Genomic DNA, 26,617 nt, shown 5'->3' on the forward strand with positions numbered 1-26,617 from the left:
TCCTGTCCTTACATAAAAAAGTACGGATGGACATCCATACTAATTGATAACCGTTTCGTTGTCGTATCCCGTTGATAATGGTTTAATACGGTCTCTAACGTCTCATATAATTTCGGCTCATGTTTATATTTTATCACGCATTGATAGCGATATCTATCTTTGATACGGGCAATTGGCGAGACAACAGGGCCAAGAACGACCGTATCCTTGCTTAGGGTACGTTTTAAGTATTCCGCTATTTTCCCGGATGTTTTTATTACTGTGGCTAAATCTTGATCAGAGATCGTTAGAAGAGCCATATAATAATAAGGGGGATAGCCACCTTGCTTACGTATTCTCATTTCACTTGCGAAAAATTGCTCGTAGTCGTGTTGCTTTACAAGTTGAATGCTGTAATGCTCTGGGGTGTATGATTGAACAATCACTTCTCCTGTTAATTCTGCCCGTCCTGCTCGTCCTGCAACTTGTTCTAACACTTGAAATGTCCGCTCTGCACTTCGAAAATCTGGAATATGGAGCATTGAATCTGCAGCAAGGACACCGACTAACGTGATGTTTGGAAAATCAAGCCCTTTTGCAATCATTTGTGTACCAAGTAAAATATCGCCTTTGCCTTGTCCAAATGCATCGAGTAATGCCTTATGAGAGCCTTTCTTTCTTGTTGTGTCGACATCCATTCGAATAACGGTCGCCTCTGGGAAATGTTTATACAGCTCTTCTTCGACTTTTTGTGTACCTGAGCCGAAGAATCGAATGTGTTCACTTCCACACTCCGAGCATGTTGTTGGCATTGGTTTTTCATCGCCGCAATAATGACATTTTAACGAATGCCCTTTTCGATGGTAGGTGTATGAGATATCACAATAATCACATGATGCCACATAGCCACAATCTCTACACATAACAAATGTTGAATAACCACGTCGATTTAAAAATAGCACCGATTGTTCTTTTCGATCCAACCGGTCTCGGATGCCTTGAAGCAACGCTCTAGAGAACATTGAACGATTACCATTGCGAAGCTCCTCACGCATATCCACAATTTCTACTTCAGGCATCGGCCGTGCATTTACTCGTTCTTGCAACGAAACCAACGTATAGTTGCCTTTCTTTGCACGAGCGAACGATTCAATTGATGGGGTCGCACTTCCTAATATGACTGGCGCTCGATGGATCTCTCCACGGTATTTCGCAACATCTCTTGTATGGTAACGTGGTGCTTCTTCTTGCTTATAACTTGATTCATGCTCTTCATCAACAATAAGTAAACCGAGGTTTGTAAATGGTGCAAATACAGCGGAACGAGCTCCTACAACAACACTGACTTCTTTTCTATGAATTTTCCGCCACTCGTCATATTTCTCCCCATTGGACAAACCAGAATGCATAATGGCTACTAAATTGCCGAAACGAGCTTTAAAACGATTCACCATTTGTGGAGTAAGCGAAATTTCAGGAACAAGCATAATAGCTTCTTGCCCTTTTTCCAGTACTTTAGCAATTGCTTGTAAATAGATTTCCGTTTTTCCACTTCCTGTGACACCGTGCAGTAGAATCGTTTCATATCGGTCTTCCTCAATGGGACGTGAAATCATGTGAAGTGCTTCTTGTTGCTGTGGCGTTAATAAAAGCGGCTCTGATTTGTTAAACGTATCATTGCTTGTCGGATCCCGGTACACTTCTTGTGCCCACTCACGAACCAACCCTTTGTCAAGTAATGCGTTTAGCGTCGCACGACTCGTTTTCGTTTCGCTCATCGCTTGCTGTGATGGGAAAGGCTGCTTTTTTTTCTTCAAGTATTGAATCAATTCAAACTGCTTCTTCGCTTTTCGCTGAACGGATTCAAGCTCTGAGTCAGATACATCACTAACCGTAACAACTCGTTCTGTTTTCATTTTCGTATGCGCTTTTGTTGCATATTCAATTTCAACAAGACCCGCTTCTATAGCCTTTTTCATTGTAAGAAGATGACTTGGTTCCCCTTTTTTTAACGAATCCCAATCCAATTGATTCCCATTACCAAATAAGATACGTACCTGTTCTGGCAGCTCCGTTTTTTCAACCCTTACTTGAATTTTTTTAGAGACTTTTGTCTTTAATGCCGCTGGTAGCATCGCTTGAAAAGCAGTAACTTGAAAACAAATCGTTGCCTTTGCTAACCACTTGCCAAGGGCTAGCAATTCATCGCTCAGCACCGGCACAGGATCCAGTACTTCAATGATGGCTTTCATATTTTTCACGTCACTTGTATCAGTTCGCTCCATAACAAAGCCTTGGATTTTACGCGGTCCAAAAGGTACGACAACCCGAATACCTGGCTGAACAAGCGTATCCCATTCGTTTGGAACTTTATAATCAAAGAGTCGATCTGTTTGTGCGGTAGGTACGTCTACAATAATACGCGCAATCACAAGACATCGCTTCTTTTCATATAGGCTTCAATTTCATCAAAAATATGAAGAGCCACATCTTTCTTTGATGCAAGTGGGTAACGTTTCTCATAGTGATCTTTTGCATAAACAGTCACGATATTTGTATCATGATCAAACCCTGCGCCTTCCGTTGTAATATTATTCGCAACAATGAGGTCTAGGTTTTTTCTTTCAAGCTTGTCTTTTGCGTAGAATTCAACGTCTTGCGATTCAGCTGCAAATCCAACAAGCACTTGGCTTTGCTTTAACTCACCTAAACGCTTTAACGTGTCACGGGTTTTCTTTAGCGGTAAAGACCATTGATCTGTTTGTTTCTTCCGCTTTTGATTTTCGACAATTTCAGGAGCATAATCTGCTACTGCAGCAGACTTCACAACAATATCAACGTCATTAAATCGCTTTGTCACTTCTTCATAGAGGTCTTCAGCTGATTGTATCGGCACAACATCTACACCGCTAGGAGGCTTTAAGCCTGTTGGACCCGTTACAAGCGTTACATGAGCCCCACGGTTTCTCGCTTCTGTAGCAAGGGCATAGCCTGTCTTGCCAGAAGAATAGTTCGACAAATACCGAACAGGATCGATTTTTTCCCGAGTTGGTCCTGCTGTAATCAACACCCGCTTTCCGGTAAATACAGTTTGATCTAAGCACATCAGTTGAACGAGTTCCAATAAGTCTTCTGGCTCTGCCATTCGACCTTTGCCGACCCATCCACAGGCTAAATAGCCGGCATTGGGTTCAATCACTTGAAAGCCGTACGCTTTTAATTGCTGTAAATTTCGTTGTGTGGCTGGATGGTCATACATATTAACGTTCATAGCCGGGGCAAACACAACAGGTGCTTTCGTTGCTAATAACATCGTCGTTAACATATTATCGGCAAGTCCATTTGCTACCTTTGCCACTGTGTTTGCGCTAGCAGGCGCAACAAGGACAAGGTCGGCTTGATCTGCAAGATCGATATGTGCAATTTTTGTTGAATCAGGCTCATAAAATGTATCTGTATAGACTTCGTTTCTAGACAGTGCTTGAAATGTCGTAGGGGCAATAAATTGCTTTGCAGAGTCAGTCATCACGACATAAACATTTGCCCCAGCTTGTGTGAGTTTGCTAACTAATGCCGCGCTTTTAAAAGCAGCAATTCCTCCACTTACTCCAATAACGATCGTTTTATTTTTCAACACTTTGGTCACCTCGCATAAAAAAAGCTGTCTCCTCTACTAATCACTTACTTTACAAAAGAAGTGCTTTTTAGTCTACGAAGACAGCTTGCTATTTAGTATTTACTCTTTATTGTCCATTTCGTCTTGTGACGGAACGCGATGGGTTAAACGATCTTGCACAATTTCCTCTAAAGCTAATCCAACGAATTTATACGATTTCGGTTGAGTTGCTAGAGGTACTCGACTAGCTACTTCTTTCATTTCTCGAGCACGTCTTGAAGAGACGGTCACAAGTGAGTATTTTGAATCGAGTTTTTCTAATAAGCTATCAATGGATGGATAAAGCATTATTTCTTCACCTCAACTAATTCTTGGTATTTTAATCGCTCACGACGACAGTGTTCAGCTGTAACAATTGCTTTAATGCGCTCGACAGCAAGCTCCACTTCATCATTTTCGACAACGTAGTCATACATGCGCATTAAATCAATTTCCTCTTTCGCCACATGCATCCGTTCATTAATAATATCTTCTGTTTCTGTACCTCGACCAACGATGCGATCCCGTAGTTCCTTTAAGCTTGGAGGAGCTAAGAAAATAAAGACACCTTCCGGGAATGCTTTGCGAACCTTTTGTGCTCCTTGAACTTCGATCTCTAAAATAATGTCTCTACCTGCATCAATCGTTTCTCTCACATAATCGATGGGCGTTCCATAAAAATTACCTACATATTCTGCCCATTCAAGCAACGCGTCATTTTGAATCATTTCTTTAAACTCTTCTCTTGATTTAAAAAAATAGTTGACTCCATGTTCCTCTCCAGCTCTTGGCTTTCTCGTTGTCGCAGAAACAGAGTATTCAATCGCTGTATCTTGTTTCCGAAGAGCGCCACAAACCGTCCCTTTGCCAACACCAGCTGGACCTGATAGAACGATTAATAGCCCCTTTTCTCGCTTCATCAAAATGGTTTACCTCCCGCTTTTAAGCCTCGTCAGCTTCTTCGTCTTTCGTATGTAATCGTTGAGCAACCGTTTCTGGTTGAACCGCACTTAAGATTACATGGTCAGAATCTGTCACAATGACAGCCCGAGTTCTTCTTCCGTATGTCGCATCAATTAACATATTCCGTTCTCGAGCTTCCTGCATAATGCGCTTGATTGGTGCCGATTCTGGACTGACAATCGAAATAATTCGATTTGCGGAGACAATATTGCCGAAGCCAATGTTGATTAATTTAATGGTCATTCTTCAATCCTCCATAAAAGTAAACGAGCTGCTATTCTATCACTCATTATACCAAATCTCTCTATTGTTATACGGGTAAATATCCGAGAAACTCGTACAAGATTCATGTAAGTACTAATTTTACCTTATTTCGCATGTGCCGTAAAGATCACGAAAAAGGCTGCCTGCCAAAAGAGTTATACGAAAACCTCTTGGAGCAACCTTCGCTATCATTATTGAGCAGTACGTACGTCTTGCTTTTTAAACAATTGAAACCCACCGAGAACAACGGTTGGTATAGCGGCCATACCCATAACGAGTAACCACTCTTGTAAACCTAGAGGGACAGTATGGAAAATGGGTTGAAGCTGAGGTACATAAATGACCGCAATCATGAGAAGAACTGAGATGAATACAGCTCCTACTAAGTATTTGTTTTCAAATAAATTTCTGTGATAGATGGAGTATTCGCTGCGACAATCAAACACATGTATTAATTGCGCCATCACGAGTGTTAAAAAGGCAACAGTTTGTGCTAAAATAAGTTGTTCAGGATTATTGTTGTACGTAAGTGCAAAAGCCGCGATTGTTACAACACCAATCATAATGCCCCGGCTAATAATTTTCCAACCAAGCCCACGTGCAAAGACACTTTCATTTTGTTTTCGAGGCTTCCGTTTCATAACATCTCCTTCAGCCTGATCCATACCTAATGCAATCGCTGGCAAACCATCTGTTACGAGGTTGATCCATAGTATTTGTATCGCTACTAGTGGCAGTGGCATGCCTAATATCATGGCAAATAACATCACTAAAATTTCGCCGACATTAGATGCTAACATGTAGCGAATAAACTTACGAATATTTTCGTAAATATTACGCCCTTCCTTAATCGCTTCTTTAATTGTTAAGAAATTATCATCGGCTAACACTAATTCAGACGCTTCTTTTGCAACATCTGTACCGGTGATTCCCATCGCAATTCCGATATTGGCGGCTTTTATAGCCGGTGCATCGTTTACGCCGTCCCCTGTCATTGCTACAATATGATCACGTTTTTGGAGAGCTTGAACGATCTTTAATTTATGTTCTGGCGATACTCTAGCATAAACGTAAATATCTTCTACCCTATTTTCAAGTTCTTCGACAGAAAGTGTATCAAGGGTCTTCCCATCGATGACAAGACCCCCTTCTGGTAAGATGGTTAGTTCTTTTGCTATCGCTGCTGCTGTTATTTTATGATCTCCAGTGATCATAATCGTTTTAATCCCGGCTTCACGACACTCTTGGATGGCTTGCTTTGCTTCTTCTCGTGGAGGATCGATCATACCTTGAATACCAATAAGGGTTAGATTCGACTCTGCTTCTGTCGTTGTTTTGCACGTTTCGCCTACCTTTAAAGGACGATACGCAATGGCAATCGTTCGTAGCGCTTTACTTGCCATACTATCAACAATTGCATTCACTTGCTTTCGCTCTGTCCCTGTTAAGATGTCATCTAACGTCCCTTTCTGAATACGTTCGCAATGAGCAAGAACAACGTCTGGTGCCCCTTTTGTAATAACAAACGATTGCCCCTGCTTATCCTTTACAACAACTGTCATCATCTTTCTTCCCGAATCAAAGGGAAACTCTTGAATTCGATTAAATTGCCCTTGCAAACCTTCTTGTGAATAACCTGCTTTTAAAGCAGATAAAAGGAGTGCACCCTCAGTTGGATCCCCATCTAACACAAGTGTTGTCTTCTTTTTGCGTTTTTCACGCACTTCCTTTTCTACAAGCGTTGCATTATTACAAAGCACTCCATAGCTTAATAGACGACTTACGGTCGGTTTTTTATTGGGTACTACGATCAATTCTTGTTCTTTAAACTGCCCTTCTGTTTCAAAACCATTTCCGGTAACAGTGACGTGTTCACTAGCTGTCCAAAGCTCTTTTACTGTCATTTTATTTTGTGTAAGTGTACCAGTTTTATCTGAACAAATAACAGAAGCGCACCCTAGTGTCTCAACAGCAGGAAGCTTTCGAACGATACCTCGTCGCTTGATCATTCGCTGTACTCCTAGAGCTAATGCAACCGTCACAATAGCAGGTAATCCTTCCGGAATAGCTGCGACAGCCAACGACACCCCTGAAATAAACATCGTTTGCACATCGTGACCTTGTATAACACCAATGCCAACAACAAGAGCTGTTAGTAATAGCGCAACAGCGATTAACGTCTTTCCAAGTTGCTCTAAGCGTCGCTGCAATGGTGTAACAACATTCGTTGTACCTTGAAGAAGGTGAGCAATTTTTCCCATCTCTGTCTTCATTCCTGTAGCAACTACAATGCCTGTTCCACTACCTTGGGTAACCATTGTCCCCATGAAAGCCATATTTTCTTGATCTCCTAGTGAGACGTCTGTATATTCGATAGCATGCTCATGCTTATGAGTTGGAACAGACTCACCGGTTAGAGAAGCTTCATCAATTCGTAAACCGGATACAGATATTAACCGAAGATCAGCTCCAACACGATCTCCAGCACTAATTTTCACATAATCTCCAGGTACAATTTCGCTGGATAGCACTTTCACCCATTCACGATTTCGCAAAACATTCATTTGCGGTGCCGACAGTTCTTTTAAAGCATCTAGTGACTTTTCTGCTTTTCGTTCTTGCACAAAACCTAGAATTGCATTCAGGAAGACAATACCCATAATTGTCACAGCATCAAGCATTTCGCCTATTAATCCAGATATTAACGTTGCGGCGAGTAATACGAGAACCATAAAGTCTTTAAATTGCGCCAAAAAGGTTGCCAAAGCAGACGCCTTTTCGGCTTCTTTAAGCTTGTTCAATCCATACGTACTGATTCGCTTCTTCACATTCTTATCCGTTAGCCCGTCTGACAAGCTTGCATTGGTTTTATGCTCCACTTCTTCATGCTTCATGTTATACCATTTCATGAATACACCTCACACATCTACATCCATCCTTTGTCCTCATAAACTGTACATGCTATACTTACAAGCCATCTTATTCAGCAAGTCCGAAAAACATGCTATACTTTATCAAGGAAACGAGTTGTAGAAAGTAAAGAGGTGATCACATGTCTTATGATGGCATGATGACAAGAGCTATCACATATGAACTTCAACACTTAATAGGTGGGCGAATATCAAAAATTCACCAACCATATAAAACAGAATTAATCATGACGATACGAGCAAAAGGAAAGAATCACTCACTGCTCGCTTCTGCCAATGCTCAATTCGCACGTCTTCATGTAACAACTGAAAAATATGACAACCCAAGTGAACCACCAATGTTTTGTATGCTACTACGTAAGCATCTTGAAGGTGGCTTTATTCGTTCGATTAGTCAAGACGGCTTTGATCGCGTCATCCGAATGGCTATCGCAAATAAAGATGAACTTGGCGACCAAACAGAACGCATATTGATCTTTGAAATTATGGGACGTCATAGCAATATCATTCTTACCAACCCCCACTCAGAAACAATTTTAGATAGTATAAAACACGTTCGTTTTGACCAGAGTAGCTATCGAACGGTGGGACCTGGACAAGTCTATAAAGCCCCTCCCGCCCAAGATAAAGTAAATCCATTTCAAGCGGATGCATCTGATGTTGTAAAACACCTTGACTTTAATGCTGGTAAAATGGACAAACAGCTGGTATCAGCATTTGCAGGTGTCTCTCCATTACTCGCTAAAGAAATTGTCCATCGGGCAGGCTTTGCAAACAAACAAACGGTACCACATTCGTTTGTTACGATTATGGAAGAGATTCAAAATCATCAGTACACATTCACCTTGCGAAAAGGTGCAAAAGAGACTTTTTCATACCTTTCTCTTCATCATGCAGAAGGAGAAGAACGAGTGTTTCCGACTGCTAGCGAGCTACTGGATGCGTATTACTACGGCAAAGCTGAGCGAGATCGGGTGAAACAGCAGGCTCATGATTTAGAGCGACTGTTGAAAAATGAATACCAAAAAAATATTCGTAAACAAAAAAAACTTGAGCAAACATTAACCCAAGCAGAAGAAGCGACTCAGTTTCAAAAAATGGGTGAACTGCTTACAGCGAATATTTTTGCGATTAAGCGTGGAATGACTGAAATCGAAGTTGTTGATTATTACGATGAGGCAGGCGGAACGATTATCATTGAGCTTGATCCACAGAAAACTCCTTCTGAAAATGCCCAATGGTATTTTAAAAAATACCAGAAAGCCAAAACCGCTCGATTAGAAGTTGTTGATCAGCTAGCAAAAACAGAACAAGAATTAGCGTATTTAGAATCCCTTATTCAACAAATGGACTCTGCTTCTCCACGAGATGTTGAGGAAATTCGTGAGGAATTAATGGAAGAGGGCTATGTTAAAAAGCGTCAGCAACAAGGGAAAAAGAAAAAAAAGCAAGCAGCTAACCCAACTCTTGAACGGTATCAATCTTCAACAGGAATTGAATTTCTTGTCGGCAAAAATAACCGTCAAAATGACTATCTTACGAATCGACTGGCTCGCCAAAACGAGATTTGGCTGCATACAAAAGAGATTCCAGGCTCACATGTTGTTGTTCGAGATATGAATCCTGACGAGACAACGCTAAAAGAAGCCGCTCTTATCGCTGCTTTTTTCTCTAAAGCACGGGATTCAAGCTCCGTCCCAGTTGATTATACGAAAATTCGCTACGTAAAAAAACCAAGTGGCGCTAAACCTGGTTATGTCACATACGATAACCAAACAACCCTTTTCGTCACACCAGATGAAGACATTGTGAAACAATTGAAGCTGTAATAAAAGCTCATCTGTGGCATAACAACACCATGCACAAAAAAACAAAAGAGCGCAAACGACTTCTGATTACTCGTCGTTTGCGCTCTTTTTATTCGTTTTTAATAAGCTTTTGTCAATAGGCCGAGCCCGTCAAGCACCGGTTCATGATCAATGGTGAAATAACCAGCTTCTTTTAACAATTGTGTTAACTGGTGTTCACTTTTGCGATGACGCCGCTCCGATACCGTTGCCCATTTTATAAGAAAGGCGGTTTCCTTTTCCGAAAATTGATGAGTGCTCGCATATGTATTTGCCGCTGCTATTGACATATGAGGAGCAGGATTTAATAAAAAAAGATTGCCACCAGGAGTCGTTGCTTTTCTTAGCTCATGGAGCCCTGTCTCAATAGAAGGTAGTAAAAATAGCGCACACGTTGAAAATACAAGATCATAAGTAGTGCCATTTAAAGGTAAATTCATGGCATCACCTTCAACTGCTTTTGCCTTATTCTCCATGTTAGCTTCTTTAAACAATTCATTTGCTTTCTTAACCATTTCCCTGGAAATATCTATGCCGGTTAACAATTTCGCTTCATGAGCGCCTCTAAGCAGCAGTCGACCCGTTCCGCATCCTACGTCTAAAACCGTCTTGTCTTGCCACGTGCCTGAGAACGCTTTTAGCTGTTGGTGAATCGTTGAAAGCCATTTTGTAGAAACCATTTCATCAAAAAACTGAACCAATGGATCAAATTCGCTTCCTTCCATTTTTCTCACCAGGCTACACCGCCTTTACTTTATCATTGCACCACTAGCCACTCTTCGTTTTGAGGATTGTCCCGCCATAACTCAAGCTTACGTTGCTCTTGTTCCGATATAAATCCTCTTTGTTTTGCTTGTTCAATCAGCGTTTCGTACTCACTTAACACATGGTAAGGCAGGTTCGCTTCTTGAAACTGTACTTCTGCTGCTTGCAATTGGTACGAAAAGATTGCTGCAACAAAGCAAACGTCTCCTCCACTTTCACGCACTGCTTCAGCAGCAGCAATTGAGCTTCCACCTGTAGAAATTAAGTCTTCAATAATAACTACTTTGCTAGCGGCAGCTAAATGTCCTTCAATTTTATTTTTCTTTCCATGCCCTTTTGCACTTCCTCTTACGTAAATCATTGGTAAATTGAGTTCGTCTGCTACCCAAGCAGCGTGTGGAATGCCTGCTGTAGCGGTTCCTGCAATGACTTCAGCATCAGGAGCATATTTCATTATTAATTGCGCTAACCCTTTAGCAATGTCTTTACGCACATTAGGATAGGAAAGTGTCAAACGATTGTCGCAATAAATCGGTGATTTTATTCCTGAGCTCCAAGTAAAGGGTTCATTTGGCGATAATGTTACCGCCTTGATATCTAGTAAGTGATTGGCAATTTTTTGACTCATCGTAGAGCCACTCCCTTCCAGTCTGCATTCATTTCTTTGTATACATGTAACGGATCATTCACTGTTGTTAAACTTCTCCCGACAACAATCCCCCAACTTCCAAGTGCTCTTGCTTCTGCCGGTGTGACAACTCGAATTTGATCACCATGATGATCCGTATGTCGACGAATACCTGGTGTGACAGTTAGAAAGTCAGCCCCACAGCCTTTCTGGATCAAAGGAACTTCTTTAGCGGAACAAACAACCCCATCTAAACCAGCCTCTTTGGCAAGCTGGGCGTACGAACACACAACGCTTTCTAGTGAGCCCTCAATGTGCAACTGTTGCTTAAGCATTTCTTCATTCGTGCTTGTTAGCTGTGTCACTGCAATCAGTTTCGGTCGTTCTTTTCCTGGTCTTGTACCCGCCTCTAATCCTTCAATGGCGGCTTCCATCATCACTTGACCTCCGGCAGCATGCACGTTCACCATTGAGATTTCCATTTCAGCTAACACACGCATCGTTCGGTTTACAGTATTAGGAATATCATGAAGCTTTAAATCAAGAAAAATTTCATGACCAGCGTCTTTTAATTCCTCAATCACTTTTACCCCTTCTCGATAAAAAAGTTCCATCCCAACTTTTACGTCGATTTGCTCATCTTGAAAATGCTCTAAAAATTGGCGTCGTTTTCCTCTATGATTAAAGTCTAGTGCAATGAAGAGTGGGTTTTGCATTGTTTCCAGCTCCCTCCTATAATATCTGTCACTGTATTCATTTCCAACTCATCTAACCATTGTGGCAGTTCGTCAATGATTGTCGGGCATGTATATGGATCGACGAAATTTGCTGTTCCTACTGCTACACAGCTTGCACCCGCTAGTAAAAACTCAATTACATCTTGAGCCGATTGAATCCCGCCCATCCCAATAATCGGAATGTCTACTTGCTGACTTACTTGATGAATCATACGGAGGGCTACTGGTTTAATGGCTGGTCCAGACAAGCCACCATACGTATTAGCTAGAATCGGCTGTCGCGTTTTAACGTCAATTCGCATACCTAAAAGGGTATTAATCATTGATAGACCATCTGCACCTGCGTGCTCAACTGCTTTTGCCATAGCAACAATATCACTCACGTTTGGAGACAATTTTACATAGACAGGCACTTGAGAGACAGCTTTTACTTCTCTTGTTAATTCGGCTGCTGTTTCAGGTATAGTACCAAAAGCGATGCCACCCTGCTTGACATTCGGGCACGAAATATTCAGCTCAAGGGCATGGACATTCGTTTCTGAAGAAAGCTGTGCTGCTACTTCAATATAATCGGACATTGTAGACCCGGCAATATTAGCAAGAATCGGCACATCATAGTCGTTAAAACGTGGTAATTCCTTTTCAATTACGCCAGCTAAACCAGGATTTTGTAGTCCGATGGCATTTAGCATTCCAGCTTTTGTTTCCGCTACTCGAGGAGTAGGGTTTCCAAACCGTGGCTCTGGCGTTGTTGCTTTAATGGCAATGGCTCCTAACTCATTTAAATTAAAAAATTGCGCATATTCTTTACCAAATCCAAAGCAACCAGACGCAGGCATAACCGGGTTTTTCATTTTTAGCCCTGGTAAATCTACTCGTAAACGATCCATTTACAACACAACCTCCCCTACTGGAAAAACAGGTCCATCGGTACAAATTTTTCTGTATTCGTATGCTTCACCCTTTTCAACTGCACACACACATGCAAAACAAGCGCCAATTCCACAACCCATTCGTTCTTCGAGTGAAATAAATGCTCGCTTCCCTCGATATCGCTCTGTTAGCACCTTTAACATTGGTGTTGGTCCACAAGAATAGAGAATATCAGACACTAGCTGTTTGTCATCAATTGCGTTCGTTACGAAACCCTTCATTCCATAAGAGCCGTCTACTGTCGTTACGTAGACGTCACCAAGTTCTCGAAAAGCATCTTCATAGAAAACGTCTTGTTTAGAGGCAAAACCGAGGACGGTTTTAACCGTTACGCCTTTTGCGACAAGCTGTTTAGCCAGATAATACAAAGGTGGCACACCAATACCACCACCAACTAATAGCGCAACATCGCCTGTTTTCGCTTCATTCACAGGAAACCCTTGTCCAAGTGGTCCCATTACATTTAATGATTTGCCTGTTTCATAGGTTGCTAGCCGTTTTGTTCCTGCACCACTAGCACGATAGATCATAGTCACTCGTTTTTTACTGAGATCGACATTTGCAATGCTGATTGGCCGACGTAAAAGCAAGTCTTCTGTTTCGTCAACTCGTACATGAAGAAATTGACCTGGCTCCTTCATCTGCCCAACTGTTGGTCCTTCAAGTACAAGTTCATAACTATCTTTTGCAACCTGTGTTTGGCTAACAACCGTTAGCTTGCCGTAACGATCTCTCATCTTTGTCACTCCTTCATGATTTCATGGAAAGAGTCACTTGCCTGAGGCAGTGACTCCCACGTTTTATACGGGTTGTGGCATACTTTCTGCAGCAAATGTAATGGATTCAAGTACGCTTAGTAGCGCTGCTGCTGTATCAATCGACGTAAGACAAACGACACCATTTTCAACAGATTCTCGTCGAATTCTAAAGCCATCTCTTGCTGGTTGTTTGCCTCTTGTTAGTGTATTGATTACAAACTGCGCCTCACCTTGACGAATAAGGTCAAGTAAATGTGGCTTACCTTCGTTAATTTTATTAACAATTCGAGCCGGAATTCCTACTTGTTTGAGCTTTTCCGCAGTTCCTGAAGTTGCCATAATGCTAAAACCAATTTCATGAAAACGTTTAGCAATCTCAATGGATTCTTCTTTATCTTTATCCGCAATAGTAAACAACACAGAACCATGCGTTGGAATATTCATTCCTGATGCGACCAGACCTTTATAAAGCGCCTTTTCGAGGGTTCGATCACGTCCCATCACCTCTCCAGTTGACTTCATCTCAGGTCCAAGAGTAATGTCGACACGTCTTAATTTCGCAAATGAGAAGACTGGTACTTTCACTGATACTTCCTTCGCTTCAGGGTGATAGCCTGTACCATACCCTAGCGAAGCTAATGTCTCTCCTAACATGACCCGAGTTGCAATATTTGCCATAGGTACACCGGTAATTTTACTTAAAAAGGGAACCGTACGGCTCGAACGCGGATTCACTTCTAATACATACACATCATCCTGGTGCCACACAAACTGAATGTTCAGTAGACCTATAATGTTTAGCCCACGAGCAATTTTTGTTGTCCGCTCAATGAGTCGTTCCTTTAAGTAATCAGGTACCGTTTGTGGAGGATAAACAGCGATAGAGTCCCCTGAGTGGACACCTGCTCTTTCAATGTGCTCCATAATCCCTGGGATATAGACATCTTCTCCATCCGATATAGCATCAACCTCAAGTTCTTTCCCTGTTAGATAGCGGTCAATTAAAACCGGGTGCTTCGGGTTCACTTTAACAGCTGACTTCATGTACCGTAGCAATTCCTCTTCATGATAAACGATTTCCATTGCTCGACCACCCAGCACATAAGAAGGTCGAACCAGTACAGGATAGCCTATATCCGTTGCAATTACTACTGCGCCTTCCACCGATGTTGCCGTTTTACCAAGTGGTTGAGGAATGTCCAGCTGCATAAGGGTTTGTTCAAATTTATCTCGATTTTCAGCTCGATCCATATCGTCTAGTTGAGTTCCAATAATCGTCACGCCTCTTGCCGCTAAATCAGCAGCAAGATTAATTGCCGTTTGACCACCGAATTGCACAATAACCCCTTTCGGTTGTTCTAGCTGAATAACGTTCATGACATCTTCAATCGTTAATGGTTCAAAATAAAGCTTATCCGATGTTGAAAAGTCAGTTGACACCGTTTCCGGGTTATTGTTCATAATGATTGCTTCATAACCAGCTTCTTTGATCGCCCATACTGTATGCACCGTTGCGTAATCAAATTCAATACCTTGACCAATACGGATAGGACCTGAGCCTAACACCAAAATGCTTTCTTGTTCCGTCACACTCGACTCGTTTTCATGTTCGTAGGTGCTGTAAAAGTATGGCGTAGGCGAAGCAAACTCCGCCGCACACGTATCCACCATTTTATAGACAGGCTTTACCCCGGCTGCATCTCGTAACTCGTATACAGCTTGTTCTTCTGTTTTCCATGTTGAAGCGATAAAGGAATCTGAAAATCCTGCTCGCTTTATTTTTCTTAACACATTCTCATTTGTTCGTGCTTCTTCTAACTGCTCTTCCAAGTTGACAATTCGGGCTAGCTTTCTTAAGAACAACCGATCAATCTTAGTCGTTTCATAAATGTCTTCTATGGATATGCCTTTTCGAAGGAGTGCACCGATGGCAAACAAGCGCTCATCATCCGCTTTTGATACTTTTTGAAGTAATGCATCCGCTGTTTGCTCTTCTAACGTTGAATCAATGAGATGATCGTAGCCTGCCTCCAAAGAGCGAACCGCTTTTAAAAGCGATTCTTCAAGAGATCGCCCAATCGCCATCACTTCACCGGTTGCCTTCATTTGCGTTCCTAATGTTCGATTAGCGCTTTCGAATTTGTCAAACGGCCATCTTGGAATTTTGGAAACAACATAGTCAAGAGCAGGCTCAAAGCTGGCGTACGTTGTTTCTGTTACAGGATTTTTTAATTCATCGAGATGATAGCCAACTGCAATCTTAGCGGCAATTTTAGCAATTGGATAGCCTGTTGCTTTTGAAGCAAGGGCCGAAGAACGACTAACCCGTGGATTCACTTCAATAATATAGTACTGGTCGCTGTGAGCATCGAGGGCAAATTGCACATTACATCCACCTTCAATTCCAAGAGCTCGAATAATTGAGAGGGAAGAGTTACGCAACATTTGATAATCTCGATCTGATAACGTTTGGCTTGGAGCAAAGACGATTGAATCGCCTGTGTGTACGCCTACCGGATCAAAGTTTTCCATATTACAGACAACGATGGCCTCGTCTTGAGCGTCACGCATTACCTCATATTCCACTTCTTTAAACCCAGCTATACTTTTTTCTACAAGACACTGAGTTACCGGGCTATACTTTAAGCCACTCGCAACAATTTCTTGTAAATCTTCTTCATTGTAAGCAATTCCGCCACCTGTTCCCCCTAGGGTGTAGGCAGGTCGAATAATAACAGGGAAACCAATGTGCGCTACAAATTTTTCCGCTTCGGCTAATGTATGAACGATTTCACTTTCAGGTACAGGCTCGCCAAGTAAATTCATGAGCGCTCGGAATTGTTCACGATCTTCCGCTTGTTCAATTGCACTAAGTTTTGTGCCAAGCAATTCAATATCGTATTGTTCGAGTACACCTGCGTTTTTAAGTTCTAACGCCATATTAAGACCGGTTTGTCCTCCTAACGTTGGCAGGAGACCATCTGGACGCTCTTTGCGGATTATTCTCGTTACAAACTCTAATGTTAACGGCTCAATATAAACCTGATCTGCCATCGTAGTGTCTGTCATGATGGTAGCTGGATTAGAATTGATAAGAATAACTTCATACCCTTCTTCTTTTAATGCTTGACACGCTTGAGTGCCTGCATAATCAAATTCCGCTGCTTGACCAATAACAATCGGTCCTGAACCAATCACAAGAATCTTTTTTAAATCTGTACGCTTTGGCATATCAACACTCTCCCCTATCTCAATTAAACAAGTACGTTTGTTTTCGCTGTATTCATCATCCCTATAAATCGATCAAACAAGTCGTTTGCATCGTGGGGTCCTGGATTTGCTTCCGGATGGTATTGAACACTAAACGCATCAGCGTAGCGATGTTTCAACCCTTCAACCGTTCCATCATTAACTGCTTCATGAGTTAACATAAGTTCAGTGCCTTCAATGGAATCTAAATCAACTGTATAGCCATGATTTTGGGCTGTTATATCGATTCGTCCTGTCTCTATCTCTCTTACAGGGTGATTTGAACCACGATGACCAAATCGTAATTTACTCGTTGTCGCCCCACACGCTAAAGCAAGTAGTTGATGGCCTAAACAGATGCCGAAGAGAGGAACTTCTCCAATTAAGGTTGCAACAGTTTGAATGGTTTCAGGGACATCTTCTGGATTGCCTGGTCCGTTTGAAACGAGCACGCCATCTACACCTAGACGTTTAATTTCTTGAGCTGTTGTATCATAAGGCACAACAACAACATCGCAGTGGCGTTCAATGAGCGATTGTAAAATGCCGTGCTTCATACCACAATCAATTAATGCAACCCGTTTTCCTTTTCCAGGAACATGATAAGCAGTATTAACAGACACTTGAGATACTTGGGTTGTTAATAGTGGCGAATCCTGCAACATTTTAACAACGTCTTCCACTTGAACGGATAACGAGCAAATGTAGCCTTTTACTGTTCCATGAGCACGTATTTTCCGTGTAAGCATTCGTGTATCAATTCCAGCTATTCCAGGTATGTTTTTGGCTACTAGTAAATCATGGAGAGATTCTTGCTCTCGGTAGTGACTTGGCTCGTGCTCAACTTCTCTTACAATGAGCGCAGCAATGGCTGGATTTAATGATTCAAAGTCATCTCGATTAATTCCGTAGTTTCCAATGAGTGGATACGTGAGCATCACCATTTGTCCACAGTAAGACGGATCGGAAAGAATTTCTTGATAGCCGGTCATTCCTGTATTAAAAACCACTTCTCCACTTATCTCGACATCAGCTCCGAAGCCTTCACCGATCAATACTGTTCCATCTTCCAAGATTAGTTGTTTATCCATTGATGATCCGCTCCTTTGTAAAAACCGCTTTTCCAGCTACATAGGTGGCTTGAGGTACACCTGTTACTTCCCAATGTGCAAATGGTGTATTTTTCCCTTTACTAAAGAACGTTTCAGGGTTAATAGTTTCTTTTTCCTGCAAATCAATAAGCGTAAAATCGGCAGGTGCCCCAACTGCTAGTGAGCCGTAAGGAAGGTTAAACGTTTCCGCTGGTTTCACCGTTAACCAATTAAGTAGCTGAGTTAACGTGAACCGACCAGTTTTAACAAAATGGGTATACAAGAGTGGAAAAGCCGTTTCAAGTCCAACAATTCCAAAGGGTGCTCGGTCTATAGTTGATCGTTTCTCTTCTTCTGTATGTGGCGCATGATCCGTTGCAATAAAATCAATCGTTCCATCCAACAGTCCATTTATTAAGGCTTGCTGATCTTCCTGTGCCCGCAGTGGCGGATTCATTTTAAAGTTCGTATCTTGTCCTTCAATGTCATCTTCGCATAGTAAGAGATGATGGGGTGTTACTTCTGCCGTTACGCGAATGCCTGCTTTTTTTGCATCTCGAATCGTTCGCACAGATTCTTTCGTAGAAACGTGACAAACATGGTAGTGACAATCCGCCGCCTCTGCTAGTAGCACATCTCTAGCGATATGTACCGATTCACATACCGAGGGAATACCGTTCAAGCCTTCTCTTCTTGAATAGGACCCTTCATGCACGGAGCCGCTGTTAATAAGGGAATTATCTTCACAATGGGCAACAACTGCCATATTAAGTTTAGCAGCTTCTTTCATCGCTTGAAGCATCATACCTGCTTCTTGTATACCGACACCATCGTCTGTGAAAGCGAACGCACCTGCTTCTTTTAACGCAGTAAAATCCGTTAATTCTTTCCCTAGTTGTCTTGTAGTAATGGAGGCATATGGTAAAACACGCACAAAAGCTTTTTCTTCTATACGGTTAACAAGATCCCTCATCGTTTCTTTTGTATCTGGCACTGGGCGTGTATTCGGCATAGCTGCAACCGTTGTGAATCCTCCACGAGCTGCGGCTTTTGTGCCTGTTTCAATCGTTTCCTTTTTCTCTCCACCAGGCTCTCGTAAGTGGATGTGTACATCGACAAATCCTGGGCTAATGAGACATTGACTTGCATCCACTTCTTCTGTGACGTCTGCTGTTTCTCCTACAAAATAGCCATCTTTTATATAAATGTCTTTTTGTTCCTTTTCTCCAGCTTGGTTTAGAATAAATCCGCCACTAATTTTTGTTGTCATCTCTCATCATCTCCCTTATATGCTTCACATGTTTAACGATTAAATGCTCTTTTTAATACAGCCATTCGAATGGCAACACCGTTTGCACTTTGTTTATAGATTCTTGAACGTTCACATTCAACGAGTTGGCTATCAATTTCCACACCGCGATTCACGGGTGCTGGGTGCATAATAATACTATCCCGCTTCATTTTTCTTTCCCTGTCCAGAGTTAAGCCATATTGCCCGTGGTACGCTTCCTTAGAAAAAGAATCTCCACTTCCATGTCGTTCATGTTGCACTCTTAATAACATCATGACATCTGAGCCTTTTACCGCTTCATCCATCGTGACATAACGGTAACGAGTCTGGAAGTCTCCCATCCATTCTGTTGGTCCTGCTACCGAAACCATGGCCCCTAACCGGCTTAAAATTTCTGCATTTGACCGTGCAACTCTACTATGATGTAAATCTCCAACAATGGTAACGTTTAGGCCGTCAAACTCACCGAACTCTTGCTTAATCGTTAACAAATCGAGAAGTGACTGTGTAGGATGATTCCCACATCCATCCCCTGCATTAATAATTGGAATGTCAATGTCTTTTAACTCTTCATAAAATTCATCCTTTGAATGGCGGATTACGACGGCGCTCGCTCCGATCGATTGTAATGTCCGAACCGTATCGTAAAGCGTCTCTCCTTTTTGGGTACTTGAAGACGCACTATCAAATTGCAAAATGTCGAATCCTAACTTCCGTTCAGCAACCTCAAAACTAAATCGAGTTCTTGTGCTAGGCTCGAAAAACAAATTAGCGACAAACGTTTGTTTTTTAGGGTGCCATGCTTCTCCAGCATGAAATTGTTCAGCTTGGTGAAGAAGCTCATATACCTCATCAATTTGCAATTGAGACATTGTATAGAGGCTCTCATTATGAGAGCCGTATAATTGAACCGCCATTCTTGTCAGCCTCCTTTTATTCGCTCTTTATCCCTTCTTGTTCTTGAAACAGTGGTTGTGTTCCATAGCTTACTTTTTTGTTTGGCAAAATGGCATGTAAGAGTAAACCAATAATTGTTGCTAATGACATCCCGGCTAGTTCAAACGTATCTGAGAATTGAACGGTTGCTCCTCCAATCCCTACAACCAGTATGATCGAGGCAACGACCATGTTTCTCTTTTCACCCATATCTAGCTGATTGTCAACGAGCATTCTTATTCCTGCTGAAGCGATGATGCCGAACAGCATAATTGAAATTCCTCCCATAACGGCTTCTGGAATGGAACTAATCAGTGCGGCCACTTTACCGATAAAAGCAAAGGCGATGGCTAACACGGCTGCTCCTCCGATGACAAACACACTAAATACGCGCGTTATGGCAATGACGCCGACATTTTCACCGTATGTTGTATTCGGTGGTCCACCAATACTTGCGGCAATGATTGTAGCAAACCCATCTCCCATAACCGTTCGATGCATGCCTGGTTTTTGCAGAAAGTCTTTACCGGATATTTTGCTTAGAACCATAAGCTGACCTGTATGCTCTGCTAGTGTTACAAGGGCCACTGGCGCCATAATGGCTACGATTGCCCAATTTATTGAAGGTTCATACGTATAAAACGGTATGATTAACTCTGGTACGGCAAACCAATTTGCTTCTCGTATAGGTGTTAAATCAATTAATCCTTGGCTTAAGGCGAACAAATAACCAGCGATTAAGCCGAGTAAGATAGGGATTAAATTTAGAAATCCTTTAAAGTACATGGTTGCAATAACGGCTACCGCGAGGGTAATGCCTGCAGTAGTAATATGGATCAAGCTGTACTCATCTGTACCTGGTAAATACATGGCGTTACCAACTGCAGTTGTAGCTAAACTTAAACCGATGACCATAATAACTGGCCCAACAACAATTGGTGGTAAAACTTTCTTTATCCATCCTGTTCCAGCCGCTTTAATGACAAGGGCAACGATTCCGTAAATTAACCCTGCAAAGAAACTACCGATCATGGCTCCTTCTGTACCACCAATCGCTTGTGCCGATAGGATCGGAGCGATGAAGGCAAAAGATGAACCTAAGTATGCAGGTACCTGCCCTTTTGTAATAAGTAAGAAAGCGAGCGTTCCAAGTCCACTTGAGAGAAGGGCCGTGGCAGGGCTCATATCAATTAAAAATGGTACTAATACAGTTGCACCAAACATAGCGCATAAATGTTGCAAGCTAAACAGTAGCCATTGATCAGCTCTTGGTACTTCTTGAATTCCTAATCGCATGTTTTTATCGTTCATGTCGTTTCTCCTTTTTTCCCCTCGTACTCCATAGAAAAAGCCTCCTAGTATGTCTAGGAGGCGGCAAGAAAGAAGCACAAATCAACTACTTTGTGATCTTTTTCCTCTTGCCAGCCTCACAGGACCATCTTTAAAGAGGATCTATACAATTGTTACTTCATCGATTTCATCGACTTCTTTTAATTTCGCAGAGATTCGCTCTTGCTTTGACGTTGGCACGTTTTTCCCAACATAATCAGGACGAATGGGCAATTCCCGGTGTCCTCGATCAATTAATACAGCCAGTTGGATAAGTGACGGTCTCCCTAAATCAATTAACGCATCAAGAGCAGAACGAACTGTTCGCCCTGTATAAAGAACATCATCCACAAGAATGACCGTACGACCATTGATATCAACTGGAATATCCGTACCTTGTAATATCGGTTCGTGATCACTCGTTTTCGGTGTTAAATCATCTCGATAAAGGGTAATATCCACTTCACCAACAGGAACGTCTTGCCCTTCAATTTCTTTAATTCGCTGAGCCAACCGATTGGCAAGATAAATGCCTCGTGTTTTTATTCCGACTAACACACAATTCTCCACGCCTTTGTTACGTTCAATCACTTCATGTGACATCCTTGTAATAGCCCGGCGCATTGCATCCTCATCAATAATCATTCTTGCCATCTAATTCCCTCCCTACGAAAAAATCCCTAGCTGTCCTTAAAGGAGCAGCTAGGGATTTAGACAGACGCATCCAAATTCACCGACTCCTTGCTAGCCTCACAGGACTATGCTTAAAGGACATTTTCTCTTCTTACGTAGTATGCATCATTTGTTTCTTTTTGTCAATCTTGTTTTCGCAAATCTTCCAGTAGTCCAACCATATCTGCAGGCAACGGAGCAGAGAAAAGACAATTCTCGCCAGTGCGCGGATGAACGAAGCCGAGTGTTTCAGCGTGTAATGCTTGGCCTTCAATTGGTAACGTCTTTTTATAACCGTATTTTGGATCTCCAGCAAGCGGGTGTTCAATATAATGGAAATGAACACGAATTTGGTGAGTCCGACCTGTTTCTAGTTCACACGTTACATACGAATATGCTTGGAACGTCTCTTCAAGGGTAAAATGGGTGACAGCTGGTTTGCTGTTCTTATCGGTAACAGCCATTTTTTGCCGATCCTTTTGATCTCTTCCAATCGGTGCATCAATGGTTCCTTTTTTATGAGAAAGCACACCATGTACAATTGCTTTATAATGACGAATCGTTGTTTTATTCATTAGTTGTTGAGATAAATGTTCATGAGCATGATCATTTTTTGCTGCCACAATTAGACCAGACGTATCTTTATCAATGCGATGTACAATCCCCGGGCGAGCTTCACCATTAATGCCTGATAGATCATTACAGTGGTAAAGAAGTGCGTGTACCAGCGTTCCCGTATAATGACCAGGTGCTGGATGAACCACCATTCCCCTTGGCTTATTCACAACGATAACGTCCTGATCCTCATAGACTACGTCAAGAGGAATGTTCTCGGCTTTTATTTCCGTTGACTGAACTTCGGGTTCCTCAAGCGCAATAGTGTCTTCTTCTTGGACTTTATAATTGGCTTTTACAAGCTGATTGTTTACTTTCACATGTCCATCTTGAATCCATTTTTGAACATGGGTTCTTGATGTGTCTCCGTGTAGCGATACAATTACTTTATCAATTCGTTCGTTTTGTTGCGTTTCATCTATAATCCATTGTTTCATATTAGTTCTTGCTCTCCTTCTTTTCACGCCTAGATTCAAGTAGTAAATTGATTAAAAATAACCCGACACCAACTGTTAAAGCAGAATCGGCAATATTAAAGATCGGGAAGTTTCCGAATGTATCAATGAAATCAACAACCTCTTGGCGGAAAAGACGGTCAATAAAATTACCAATGGCACCACCTAAAATAAGCCCCAGCGCCCATTTTAATAATGTGTGCTTTTTTGCTTCCGTTTGGATAAGATAAATAATCACGCCGACCATTACAACGGTAATAATGTAAAACAACCACATTTGCCCTTGTAAAATGCCGAATGCCGCCCCTGAATTTCGATGAGAGAAAATATGAAAGATATTTTCAATAACGGTGATTCGTTCACCAAGCATCATGTTTTCAACGACAAGCCATTTCGTCAACTGATCGAATCCAATAATAATAATCGCAATTATGTAAGCCATTCAATATCCTCCACTACGTAATAGGCTTAGTGTAGCATAAATATAGAAAAAAGTCTTTGTCGATTCCATGCACGAATAAGCTAGCCTACTGCTTTTAAACTAAATGCAATGAAGCCTCACTAGATAAGGGAGACTTCAAAAAAGCGGTGGGGCTATTTCTTATTGATTTCGTTGACGATAGGCTTGATAATGTTCATTTTGTTCAACATGGACACTATCTGGTCCATGATAACCGTCAATTCCTGTGGAAAGGAACCCTTCAAAAGATTCAACGCCATTCGCTCCGTATAGATCTGTATCTCCTGTTTCCTCTTCATATTCAAGTGAAGTATCGTTAAAACGTGCTACTTGTTGATAGGCACCTTCCCCGTCAAATTCTGTTTCCCGCTCCTCTTCATCGTGATTATAGTTTTCAAACCCACCCAAGACATCCTCTTCTGCTGGACGATCAGAAGGAACTCCCGTTTGTTTAATGAAAGCTACCGTCCTCGCTTCAGGATAGGCTCGCAAACGTTCTTCTGGTATAGCCCCTCCTGTTTTTTCGCATATGCCATAAGTCCCGTTATCAATCTTTTCAAGTGCATCTTCAATATCGTGTAACGCTTTTTCTGCGTGATTGAATAAAGCTTCATCCTTTTCTCGCTCAAATAGTTCCGTACCGTTATCGGCAGGATGGTTATCATAATTTGACAGTTCGTCTTGCCGTTCAGTACGATCATGAGAGGATTGATGCTTTAGAAGTTCTTTTCTTCTCTGTTGTAGTTGCTCTTTAAACCACGTTGTATCCACTAAGATCACTCCTTTTTCTTAGGATGACCTATTTTTAAGAATGGTTGAGCGGCAAATAAATCCATCACAAAAAAACAGAAGACGTTAGTGGCATGTTTATCACTGACGTCTTCTGCTTAAACGTTACTACGCTTTTATGTACCGTTATGATTTGCTTTCTTGCTCTTCAAATTCCTTCAACAATTCTTCTTCATTGAATTCGTCATCGCTTCCGGCAAATTGTTCCCAGTCATCGGTTTGAAGCATTTCCATTTGGGCTTCAATTAACATTTTAAAACGCATTTTGTAAACGGAGGCTTGCTTTTTAAGCTCTTCCATTTCCATCATTACTTTTCTTGATTTGCTCAGCGCTTCATTCACAATACGGTTAGCGTTCTTTTCTGATTCCTTAACGATTAGTTGCGCTTCTTTTTGCGCGTTTGAACGTAAGTCATCTGCCGCTTCTTGCGCCACCATAATGGATTTATTTAACGTTTCCTCGATATTGTGAAAATGAGCTAGTTTTTCGTCTTGCGTATTGACTTGCTCAAACAATTCTTTCTTTTCTCGAAGAACAGCTTCATAATCTTTAATAATTTGATCTAAAAATTCGTTTACCTCATCTTCATCATAACCACGAAACGAGCGTGTAAATTCCTTATTATGAATATCTAACGGTGTTAATGGCAACCGTCCCACCTCCATGAAATCCTGATTCTTTTCTTCATTCGACATTCCCCGAAAAATACCTTCTTAAAACTACAAATTTCGCCTCTAAACCAGAATTACTTCTTTCTTCCTACTGTTAAACGTACCTTATCTTTCTTCGTTTGTCCATTTTCTTCTAATACTTTTGCACGACCATACCCTCTTAATGAGAGATAATCGCCAACAGACAAACTGTACGAAGACTGATCAATTGGCTTCCAATTGACTTTAACGTATCCCTTTGTAATCGCTTCGACACTTTTCGAACGAGAGAGATGATACACTGCAGCAAGAACCGTATCTAAACGCCATGATGAAACAAGTACGTGATCCCTTTGCCAGCTTTCTTCTTCAACTTCAAAGATGTCTGCTTCTTCAAGTGTAATGGATGTTTTACCAACTTGGTCAAGAGTCGCACGCACATACACTGCTGTATCAACAGCTGTTGCAAACGTAAACGAGTCTTCCTGAACGATAATGTCACCAAACTTTTCACGCTTTAAACCGCTATTCATAAGGGCGCCAAGCACATCTCGGTGAGAAAGGGTAACAAATTTTGAGGAGAACGTTGCTTTTAAGAAAGCCAACTCCCATTTTGGTTCCTCACCACTTAAATAGCTCGGTCTTATAATCGCTCTTTTTCGCTCACAACCTGATGATCCACCATTAAAAAGTAGCTCACAATCAGAATGTTTACCAATTAATGAAGCTAGAATATCTTGTTGTCTGGGATCAAGAAAATCCGTCAGCCGCTCTTGATGATACAAGGTGACGGACTCCACTAGGTCGTTTACTTGATCAATAAAAGGACGTTCTTCTGGTCGAAAGTGTTCGTACATTGACATGGCTCCTTATAATAAGCCCATAATCCATTGCTGAACTGGTCCTAGTCCTCTAACGGCTAAATTAAGAAGAAAGATAGCCACAATTGGAGATAAATCAATCATGCCAATAGGCGGGATAATATTTCTGAAAATTCCTATGTATGGCTCTACAATGCTACCAAGGAATTCACCGAAAGCGGAATCTCTTCCCCCTACCCAAGACATCACGATATAGATCAAAATCGCAAAAAAGTATCCTAAAGCTAAGTAGCGTATAAGATTAAATATAAAATTCACAAACAATTCCATCTTGCTGTTCTCACCTACCTTATCAATCACAATTGATTGGCAATATCACTAATTGATCCTGATATTTCCACATTATCCGGCGCACAAATAAAAATGCTTGCTCCGATTTTTTGGATGTCTCCTCCAATAGCATATACGGTTCCACTTAAAAAATCTACTACCCGTAATGCTTGATCATGTTCCATTCTTTGTAAATTAATAACGACTGTTTTCCGATTTTTTAATTGATCGGCAATGTCTTGACTTTCATCATATGAACGCGGTTCAATGAGAGTCATTTTCGCATGCTGCTGAACACTTTTTAAACTAACGATATTTGATTGCGCGTCTTTTTCTTTTAATTCACTACCTTGAAAACGATTTGGCATCGCCCGCTCCTCTTTTTCCGGCTCATCGACATAGCGTTCGACTTCTTCGACATGGTCATCTAAATTAAAGTAAGTTTTAAACTTTGACTTAAAGCCCATTT

The 26,617-nt window shown here is 41.6% G+C and carries 25 protein-coding genes; 1 reads left to right on the forward strand and 24 read right to left on the reverse strand.

What is annotated here, in order from left to right:
• Positions 1 to 8 precede the first annotated feature (8 nt).
• The 6 genes from priA to E2L03_RS02110 form a co-directional block, all read right to left on the reverse strand.
• Entirely contained in the window at positions 9 to 2,411 is a 2,403-nt protein-coding gene (gene priA / locus E2L03_RS02085) for a primosomal protein N' (RefSeq protein WP_124742230.1), read from the reverse strand.
• Complete coding sequence (gene coaBC / locus E2L03_RS02090) at positions 2,408 to 3,616, reverse strand: bifunctional phosphopantothenoylcysteine decarboxylase/phosphopantothenate--cysteine ligase CoaBC (RefSeq protein ID WP_134258505.1); 1,209 nt, start codon at positions 3,614 to 3,616, stop codon at positions 2,408 to 2,410. Before coaBC ends, priA begins: the two co-directional genes overlap by 4 nt.
• Before the next feature lie 99 nt (positions 3,617 to 3,715).
• Positions 3,716 to 3,943 (reverse strand): DNA-directed RNA polymerase subunit omega, encoded by a 228-nt coding sequence (gene rpoZ, locus E2L03_RS02095; RefSeq protein ID WP_038480880.1) that lies wholly within the window; start codon positions 3,941 to 3,943, stop codon positions 3,716 to 3,718.
• Positions 3,943 to 4,554, reverse strand: a complete 612-nt coding sequence (gene gmk / locus E2L03_RS02100; protein ID WP_038480882.1) for a guanylate kinase — start codon at positions 4,552 to 4,554, stop codon at positions 3,943 to 3,945. The genes rpoZ and gmk overlap by 1 nt, the downstream gene beginning before the upstream one ends.
• A 22-nt stretch (positions 4,555 to 4,576) precedes the next feature.
• Entirely contained in the window at positions 4,577 to 4,840 is a 264-nt protein-coding gene (gene remA, locus E2L03_RS02105; RefSeq protein ID WP_035395155.1) for an extracellular matrix/biofilm regulator RemA, read from the reverse strand.
• Between the two features lie 212 nt (positions 4,841 to 5,052).
• The gene (locus E2L03_RS02110; protein WP_134258506.1) at positions 5,053 to 7,770 is read right to left on the reverse strand and encodes a cation-translocating P-type ATPase; all 2,718 of its coding nucleotides are present in this window, start codon (positions 7,768 to 7,770) and stop codon (positions 5,053 to 5,055) included.
• 143 nt (positions 7,771 to 7,913) lie between these two features.
• Between E2L03_RS02110 and E2L03_RS02115 the strand changes: the two genes are divergently transcribed.
• Entirely contained in the window at positions 7,914 to 9,620 is a 1,707-nt protein-coding gene (locus tag E2L03_RS02115) for an Rqc2 family fibronectin-binding protein (RefSeq protein WP_134258507.1), read from the forward strand.
• 98 nt (positions 9,621 to 9,718) lie between these two features.
• On the opposite strand, the gene E2L03_RS02120 is transcribed toward E2L03_RS02115, so the two are convergent.
• The 18 genes from E2L03_RS02120 to E2L03_RS02205 all read right to left on the reverse strand — a co-directional run bounded on the left by E2L03_RS02120 (position 9,719) and on the right by E2L03_RS02205 (position 26,615).
• Positions 9,719 to 10,363: a class I SAM-dependent methyltransferase gene (locus E2L03_RS02120; RefSeq protein WP_078440094.1), complete on the reverse strand. Its 645-nt coding sequence runs from the start codon at positions 10,361 to 10,363 to the stop codon at positions 9,719 to 9,721.
• Positions 10,364 to 10,395: 32 nt separating this feature from the next.
• The gene (gene pyrE, locus E2L03_RS02125) at positions 10,396 to 11,031 is read right to left on the reverse strand and encodes an orotate phosphoribosyltransferase (RefSeq protein ID WP_038480894.1); all 636 of its coding nucleotides are present in this window, start codon (positions 11,029 to 11,031) and stop codon (positions 10,396 to 10,398) included.
• Positions 11,028 to 11,747 (reverse strand): orotidine-5'-phosphate decarboxylase, encoded by a 720-nt coding sequence (pyrF, locus tag E2L03_RS02130; RefSeq protein ID WP_038480897.1) that lies wholly within the window; start codon positions 11,745 to 11,747, stop codon positions 11,028 to 11,030. The genes pyrE and pyrF overlap by 4 nt, the downstream gene beginning before the upstream one ends.
• A complete protein-coding gene (locus E2L03_RS02135; protein WP_134258508.1) occupies positions 11,720 to 12,658 on the reverse strand; it encodes a dihydroorotate dehydrogenase in 939 nt (312 codons plus the stop codon). Before E2L03_RS02135 ends, pyrF begins: the two co-directional genes overlap by 28 nt.
• Positions 12,659 to 13,438 (reverse strand): dihydroorotate dehydrogenase electron transfer subunit, encoded by a 780-nt coding sequence (locus tag E2L03_RS02140; RefSeq protein WP_055735839.1) that lies wholly within the window; start codon positions 13,436 to 13,438, stop codon positions 12,659 to 12,661.
• Positions 13,439 to 13,501: 63 nt separating this feature from the next.
• Positions 13,502 to 16,690 carry a carbamoyl-phosphate synthase large subunit gene (carB, locus tag E2L03_RS02145; protein ID WP_038480905.1) on the reverse strand — a complete coding sequence of 1,063 codons (3,189 nt, stop codon included), beginning with the start codon at positions 16,688 to 16,690 and terminating at the stop codon, positions 13,502 to 13,504.
• A 23-nt stretch (positions 16,691 to 16,713) separates the two neighbouring features.
• Positions 16,714 to 17,799, reverse strand: coding sequence for a carbamoyl phosphate synthase small subunit (locus E2L03_RS02150; RefSeq protein WP_134258509.1), 1,086 nt, complete (start codon positions 17,797 to 17,799; stop codon positions 16,714 to 16,716).
• On the reverse strand, positions 17,792 to 19,069 hold the full coding sequence (pyrC, locus tag E2L03_RS02155) for a dihydroorotase (protein WP_134258510.1): 1,278 nt from the start codon (positions 19,067 to 19,069) through the stop codon (positions 17,792 to 17,794). The genes E2L03_RS02150 and pyrC overlap by 8 nt, the downstream gene beginning before the upstream one ends.
• A gap of 32 nt (positions 19,070 to 19,101) precedes the next feature.
• Positions 19,102 to 20,007 carry an aspartate carbamoyltransferase catalytic subunit gene (locus E2L03_RS02160; protein WP_095150404.1) on the reverse strand — a complete coding sequence of 302 codons (906 nt, stop codon included), beginning with the start codon at positions 20,005 to 20,007 and terminating at the stop codon, positions 19,102 to 19,104.
• A 16-nt stretch (positions 20,008 to 20,023) separates the two neighbouring features.
• On the reverse strand, positions 20,024 to 21,337 hold the full coding sequence (locus E2L03_RS02165; RefSeq protein WP_038480913.1) for a solute carrier family 23 protein: 1,314 nt from the start codon (positions 21,335 to 21,337) through the stop codon (positions 20,024 to 20,026).
• Positions 21,338 to 21,478: 141 nt separating this feature from the next.
• Entirely contained in the window at positions 21,479 to 22,009 is a 531-nt protein-coding gene (gene pyrR / locus E2L03_RS02170) for a bifunctional pyr operon transcriptional regulator/uracil phosphoribosyltransferase PyrR (RefSeq protein ID WP_038480916.1), read from the reverse strand.
• A gap of 161 nt (positions 22,010 to 22,170) precedes the next feature.
• Positions 22,171 to 23,079 (reverse strand): RluA family pseudouridine synthase, encoded by a 909-nt coding sequence (locus tag E2L03_RS02175; protein WP_134258511.1) that lies wholly within the window; start codon positions 23,077 to 23,079, stop codon positions 22,171 to 22,173.
• Position 23,080: 1 nt separating this feature from the next.
• Positions 23,081 to 23,539, reverse strand: a complete 459-nt coding sequence (gene lspA, locus E2L03_RS02180) for a signal peptidase II (RefSeq protein ID WP_038480922.1) — start codon at positions 23,537 to 23,539, stop codon at positions 23,081 to 23,083.
• Positions 23,540 to 23,698: 159 nt separating this feature from the next.
• Positions 23,699 to 24,328: a TraR/DksA C4-type zinc finger protein gene (locus E2L03_RS02185; RefSeq protein WP_134258512.1), complete on the reverse strand. Its 630-nt coding sequence runs from the start codon at positions 24,326 to 24,328 to the stop codon at positions 23,699 to 23,701.
• 144 nt (positions 24,329 to 24,472) lie between these two features.
• Positions 24,473 to 24,997: a DivIVA domain-containing protein gene (locus E2L03_RS02190; RefSeq protein WP_038480928.1), complete on the reverse strand. Its 525-nt coding sequence runs from the start codon at positions 24,995 to 24,997 to the stop codon at positions 24,473 to 24,475.
• A gap of 95 nt (positions 24,998 to 25,092) precedes the next feature.
• Complete coding sequence (locus tag E2L03_RS02195; protein WP_055735832.1) at positions 25,093 to 25,854, reverse strand: YlmH family RNA-binding protein; 762 nt, start codon at positions 25,852 to 25,854, stop codon at positions 25,093 to 25,095.
• Positions 25,855 to 25,866: 12 nt separating this feature from the next.
• Positions 25,867 to 26,178 (reverse strand): YggT family protein, encoded by a 312-nt coding sequence (locus E2L03_RS02200; protein ID WP_437183212.1) that lies wholly within the window; start codon positions 26,176 to 26,178, stop codon positions 25,867 to 25,869.
• Positions 26,175 to 26,615, reverse strand: a complete 441-nt coding sequence (locus tag E2L03_RS02205) for a cell division protein SepF (RefSeq protein ID WP_124742239.1) — start codon at positions 26,613 to 26,615, stop codon at positions 26,175 to 26,177. The genes E2L03_RS02200 and E2L03_RS02205 overlap by 4 nt, the downstream gene beginning before the upstream one ends.
• Between the last annotated feature and the right edge of the window lie 2 nt (positions 26,616 to 26,617).

It is taken from the genome of Shouchella oshimensis (assembly GCF_004375095.1).
In the GTDB taxonomy this organism is placed as follows: domain Bacteria; phylum Bacillota; class Bacilli; order Bacillales; family Bacillaceae_D; genus Shouchella; species Shouchella oshimensis.

What these genes read in the sequence shown, in the direction of transcription:
- rpoZ (WP_038480880.1), bottom strand. Translation starts at nt 3,943, where the DNA reads ATGCTTTATCCATCCATTGATAGCTTATTAGAAAAACTCGATTCAAAA.
- gmk (WP_038480882.1), bottom strand. Translation starts at nt 4,554, where the DNA reads ATGAAGCGAGAAAAGGGGCTATTAATCGTTCTATCAGGTCCAGCTGGT.
- remA (WP_035395155.1), bottom strand. Translation starts at nt 4,840, where the DNA reads ATGACCATTAAATTAATCAACATTGGCTTCGGCAATATTGTCTCCGCA.
- E2L03_RS02110 (WP_134258506.1), bottom strand. Translation starts at nt 7,770, where the DNA reads ATGAAATGGTATAACATGAAGCATGAAGAAGTGGAGCATAAAACCAAT.
- E2L03_RS02115 (WP_134258507.1), top strand. Translation starts at nt 7,914, where the DNA reads ATGTCTTATGATGGCATGATGACAAGAGCTATCACATATGAACTTCAA.
- E2L03_RS02120 (WP_078440094.1), bottom strand. Translation starts at nt 10,363, where the DNA reads ATGGAAGGAAGCGAATTTGATCCATTGGTTCAGTTTTTTGATGAAATG.
- pyrE (WP_038480894.1), bottom strand. Translation starts at nt 11,031, where the DNA reads ATGAGTCAAAAAATTGCCAATCACTTACTAGATATCAAGGCGGTAACA.
- pyrF (WP_038480897.1), bottom strand. Translation starts at nt 11,747, where the DNA reads ATGCAAAACCCACTCTTCATTGCACTAGACTTTAATCATAGAGGAAAA.
- E2L03_RS02135 (WP_134258508.1), bottom strand. Translation starts at nt 12,658, where the DNA reads ATGGATCGTTTACGAGTAGATTTACCAGGGCTAAAAATGAAAAACCCG.
- E2L03_RS02140 (WP_055735839.1), bottom strand. Translation starts at nt 13,438, where the DNA reads ATGAGAGATCGTTACGGCAAGCTAACGGTTGTTAGCCAAACACAGGTT.
- carB (WP_038480905.1), bottom strand. Translation starts at nt 16,690, where the DNA reads ATGCCAAAGCGTACAGATTTAAAAAAGATTCTTGTGATTGGTTCAGGA.
- E2L03_RS02150 (WP_134258509.1), bottom strand. Translation starts at nt 17,799, where the DNA reads ATGGATAAACAACTAATCTTGGAAGATGGAACAGTATTGATCGGTGAA.
- pyrC (WP_134258510.1), bottom strand. Translation starts at nt 19,069, where the DNA reads ATGACAACAAAAATTAGTGGCGGATTTATTCTAAACCAAGCTGGAGAA.
- E2L03_RS02160 (WP_095150404.1), bottom strand. Translation starts at nt 20,007, where the DNA reads ATGGCGGTTCAATTATACGGCTCTCATAATGAGAGCCTCTATACAATG.
- E2L03_RS02165 (WP_038480913.1), bottom strand. Translation starts at nt 21,337, where the DNA reads ATGAACGATAAAAACATGCGATTAGGAATTCAAGAAGTACCAAGAGCT.
- pyrR (WP_038480916.1), bottom strand. Translation starts at nt 22,009, where the DNA reads ATGGCAAGAATGATTATTGATGAGGATGCAATGCGCCGGGCTATTACA.
- E2L03_RS02175 (WP_134258511.1), bottom strand. Translation starts at nt 23,079, where the DNA reads ATGAAACAATGGATTATAGATGAAACGCAACAAAACGAACGAATTGAT.
- lspA (WP_038480922.1), bottom strand. Translation starts at nt 23,539, where the DNA reads ATGGCTTACATAATTGCGATTATTATTATTGGATTCGATCAGTTGACG.
- E2L03_RS02195 (WP_055735832.1), bottom strand. Translation starts at nt 25,854, where the DNA reads ATGTACGAACACTTTCGACCAGAAGAACGTCCTTTTATTGATCAAGTA.
- E2L03_RS02205 (WP_124742239.1), bottom strand. Translation starts at nt 26,615, where the DNA reads ATGGGCTTTAAGTCAAAGTTTAAAACTTACTTTAATTTAGATGACCAT.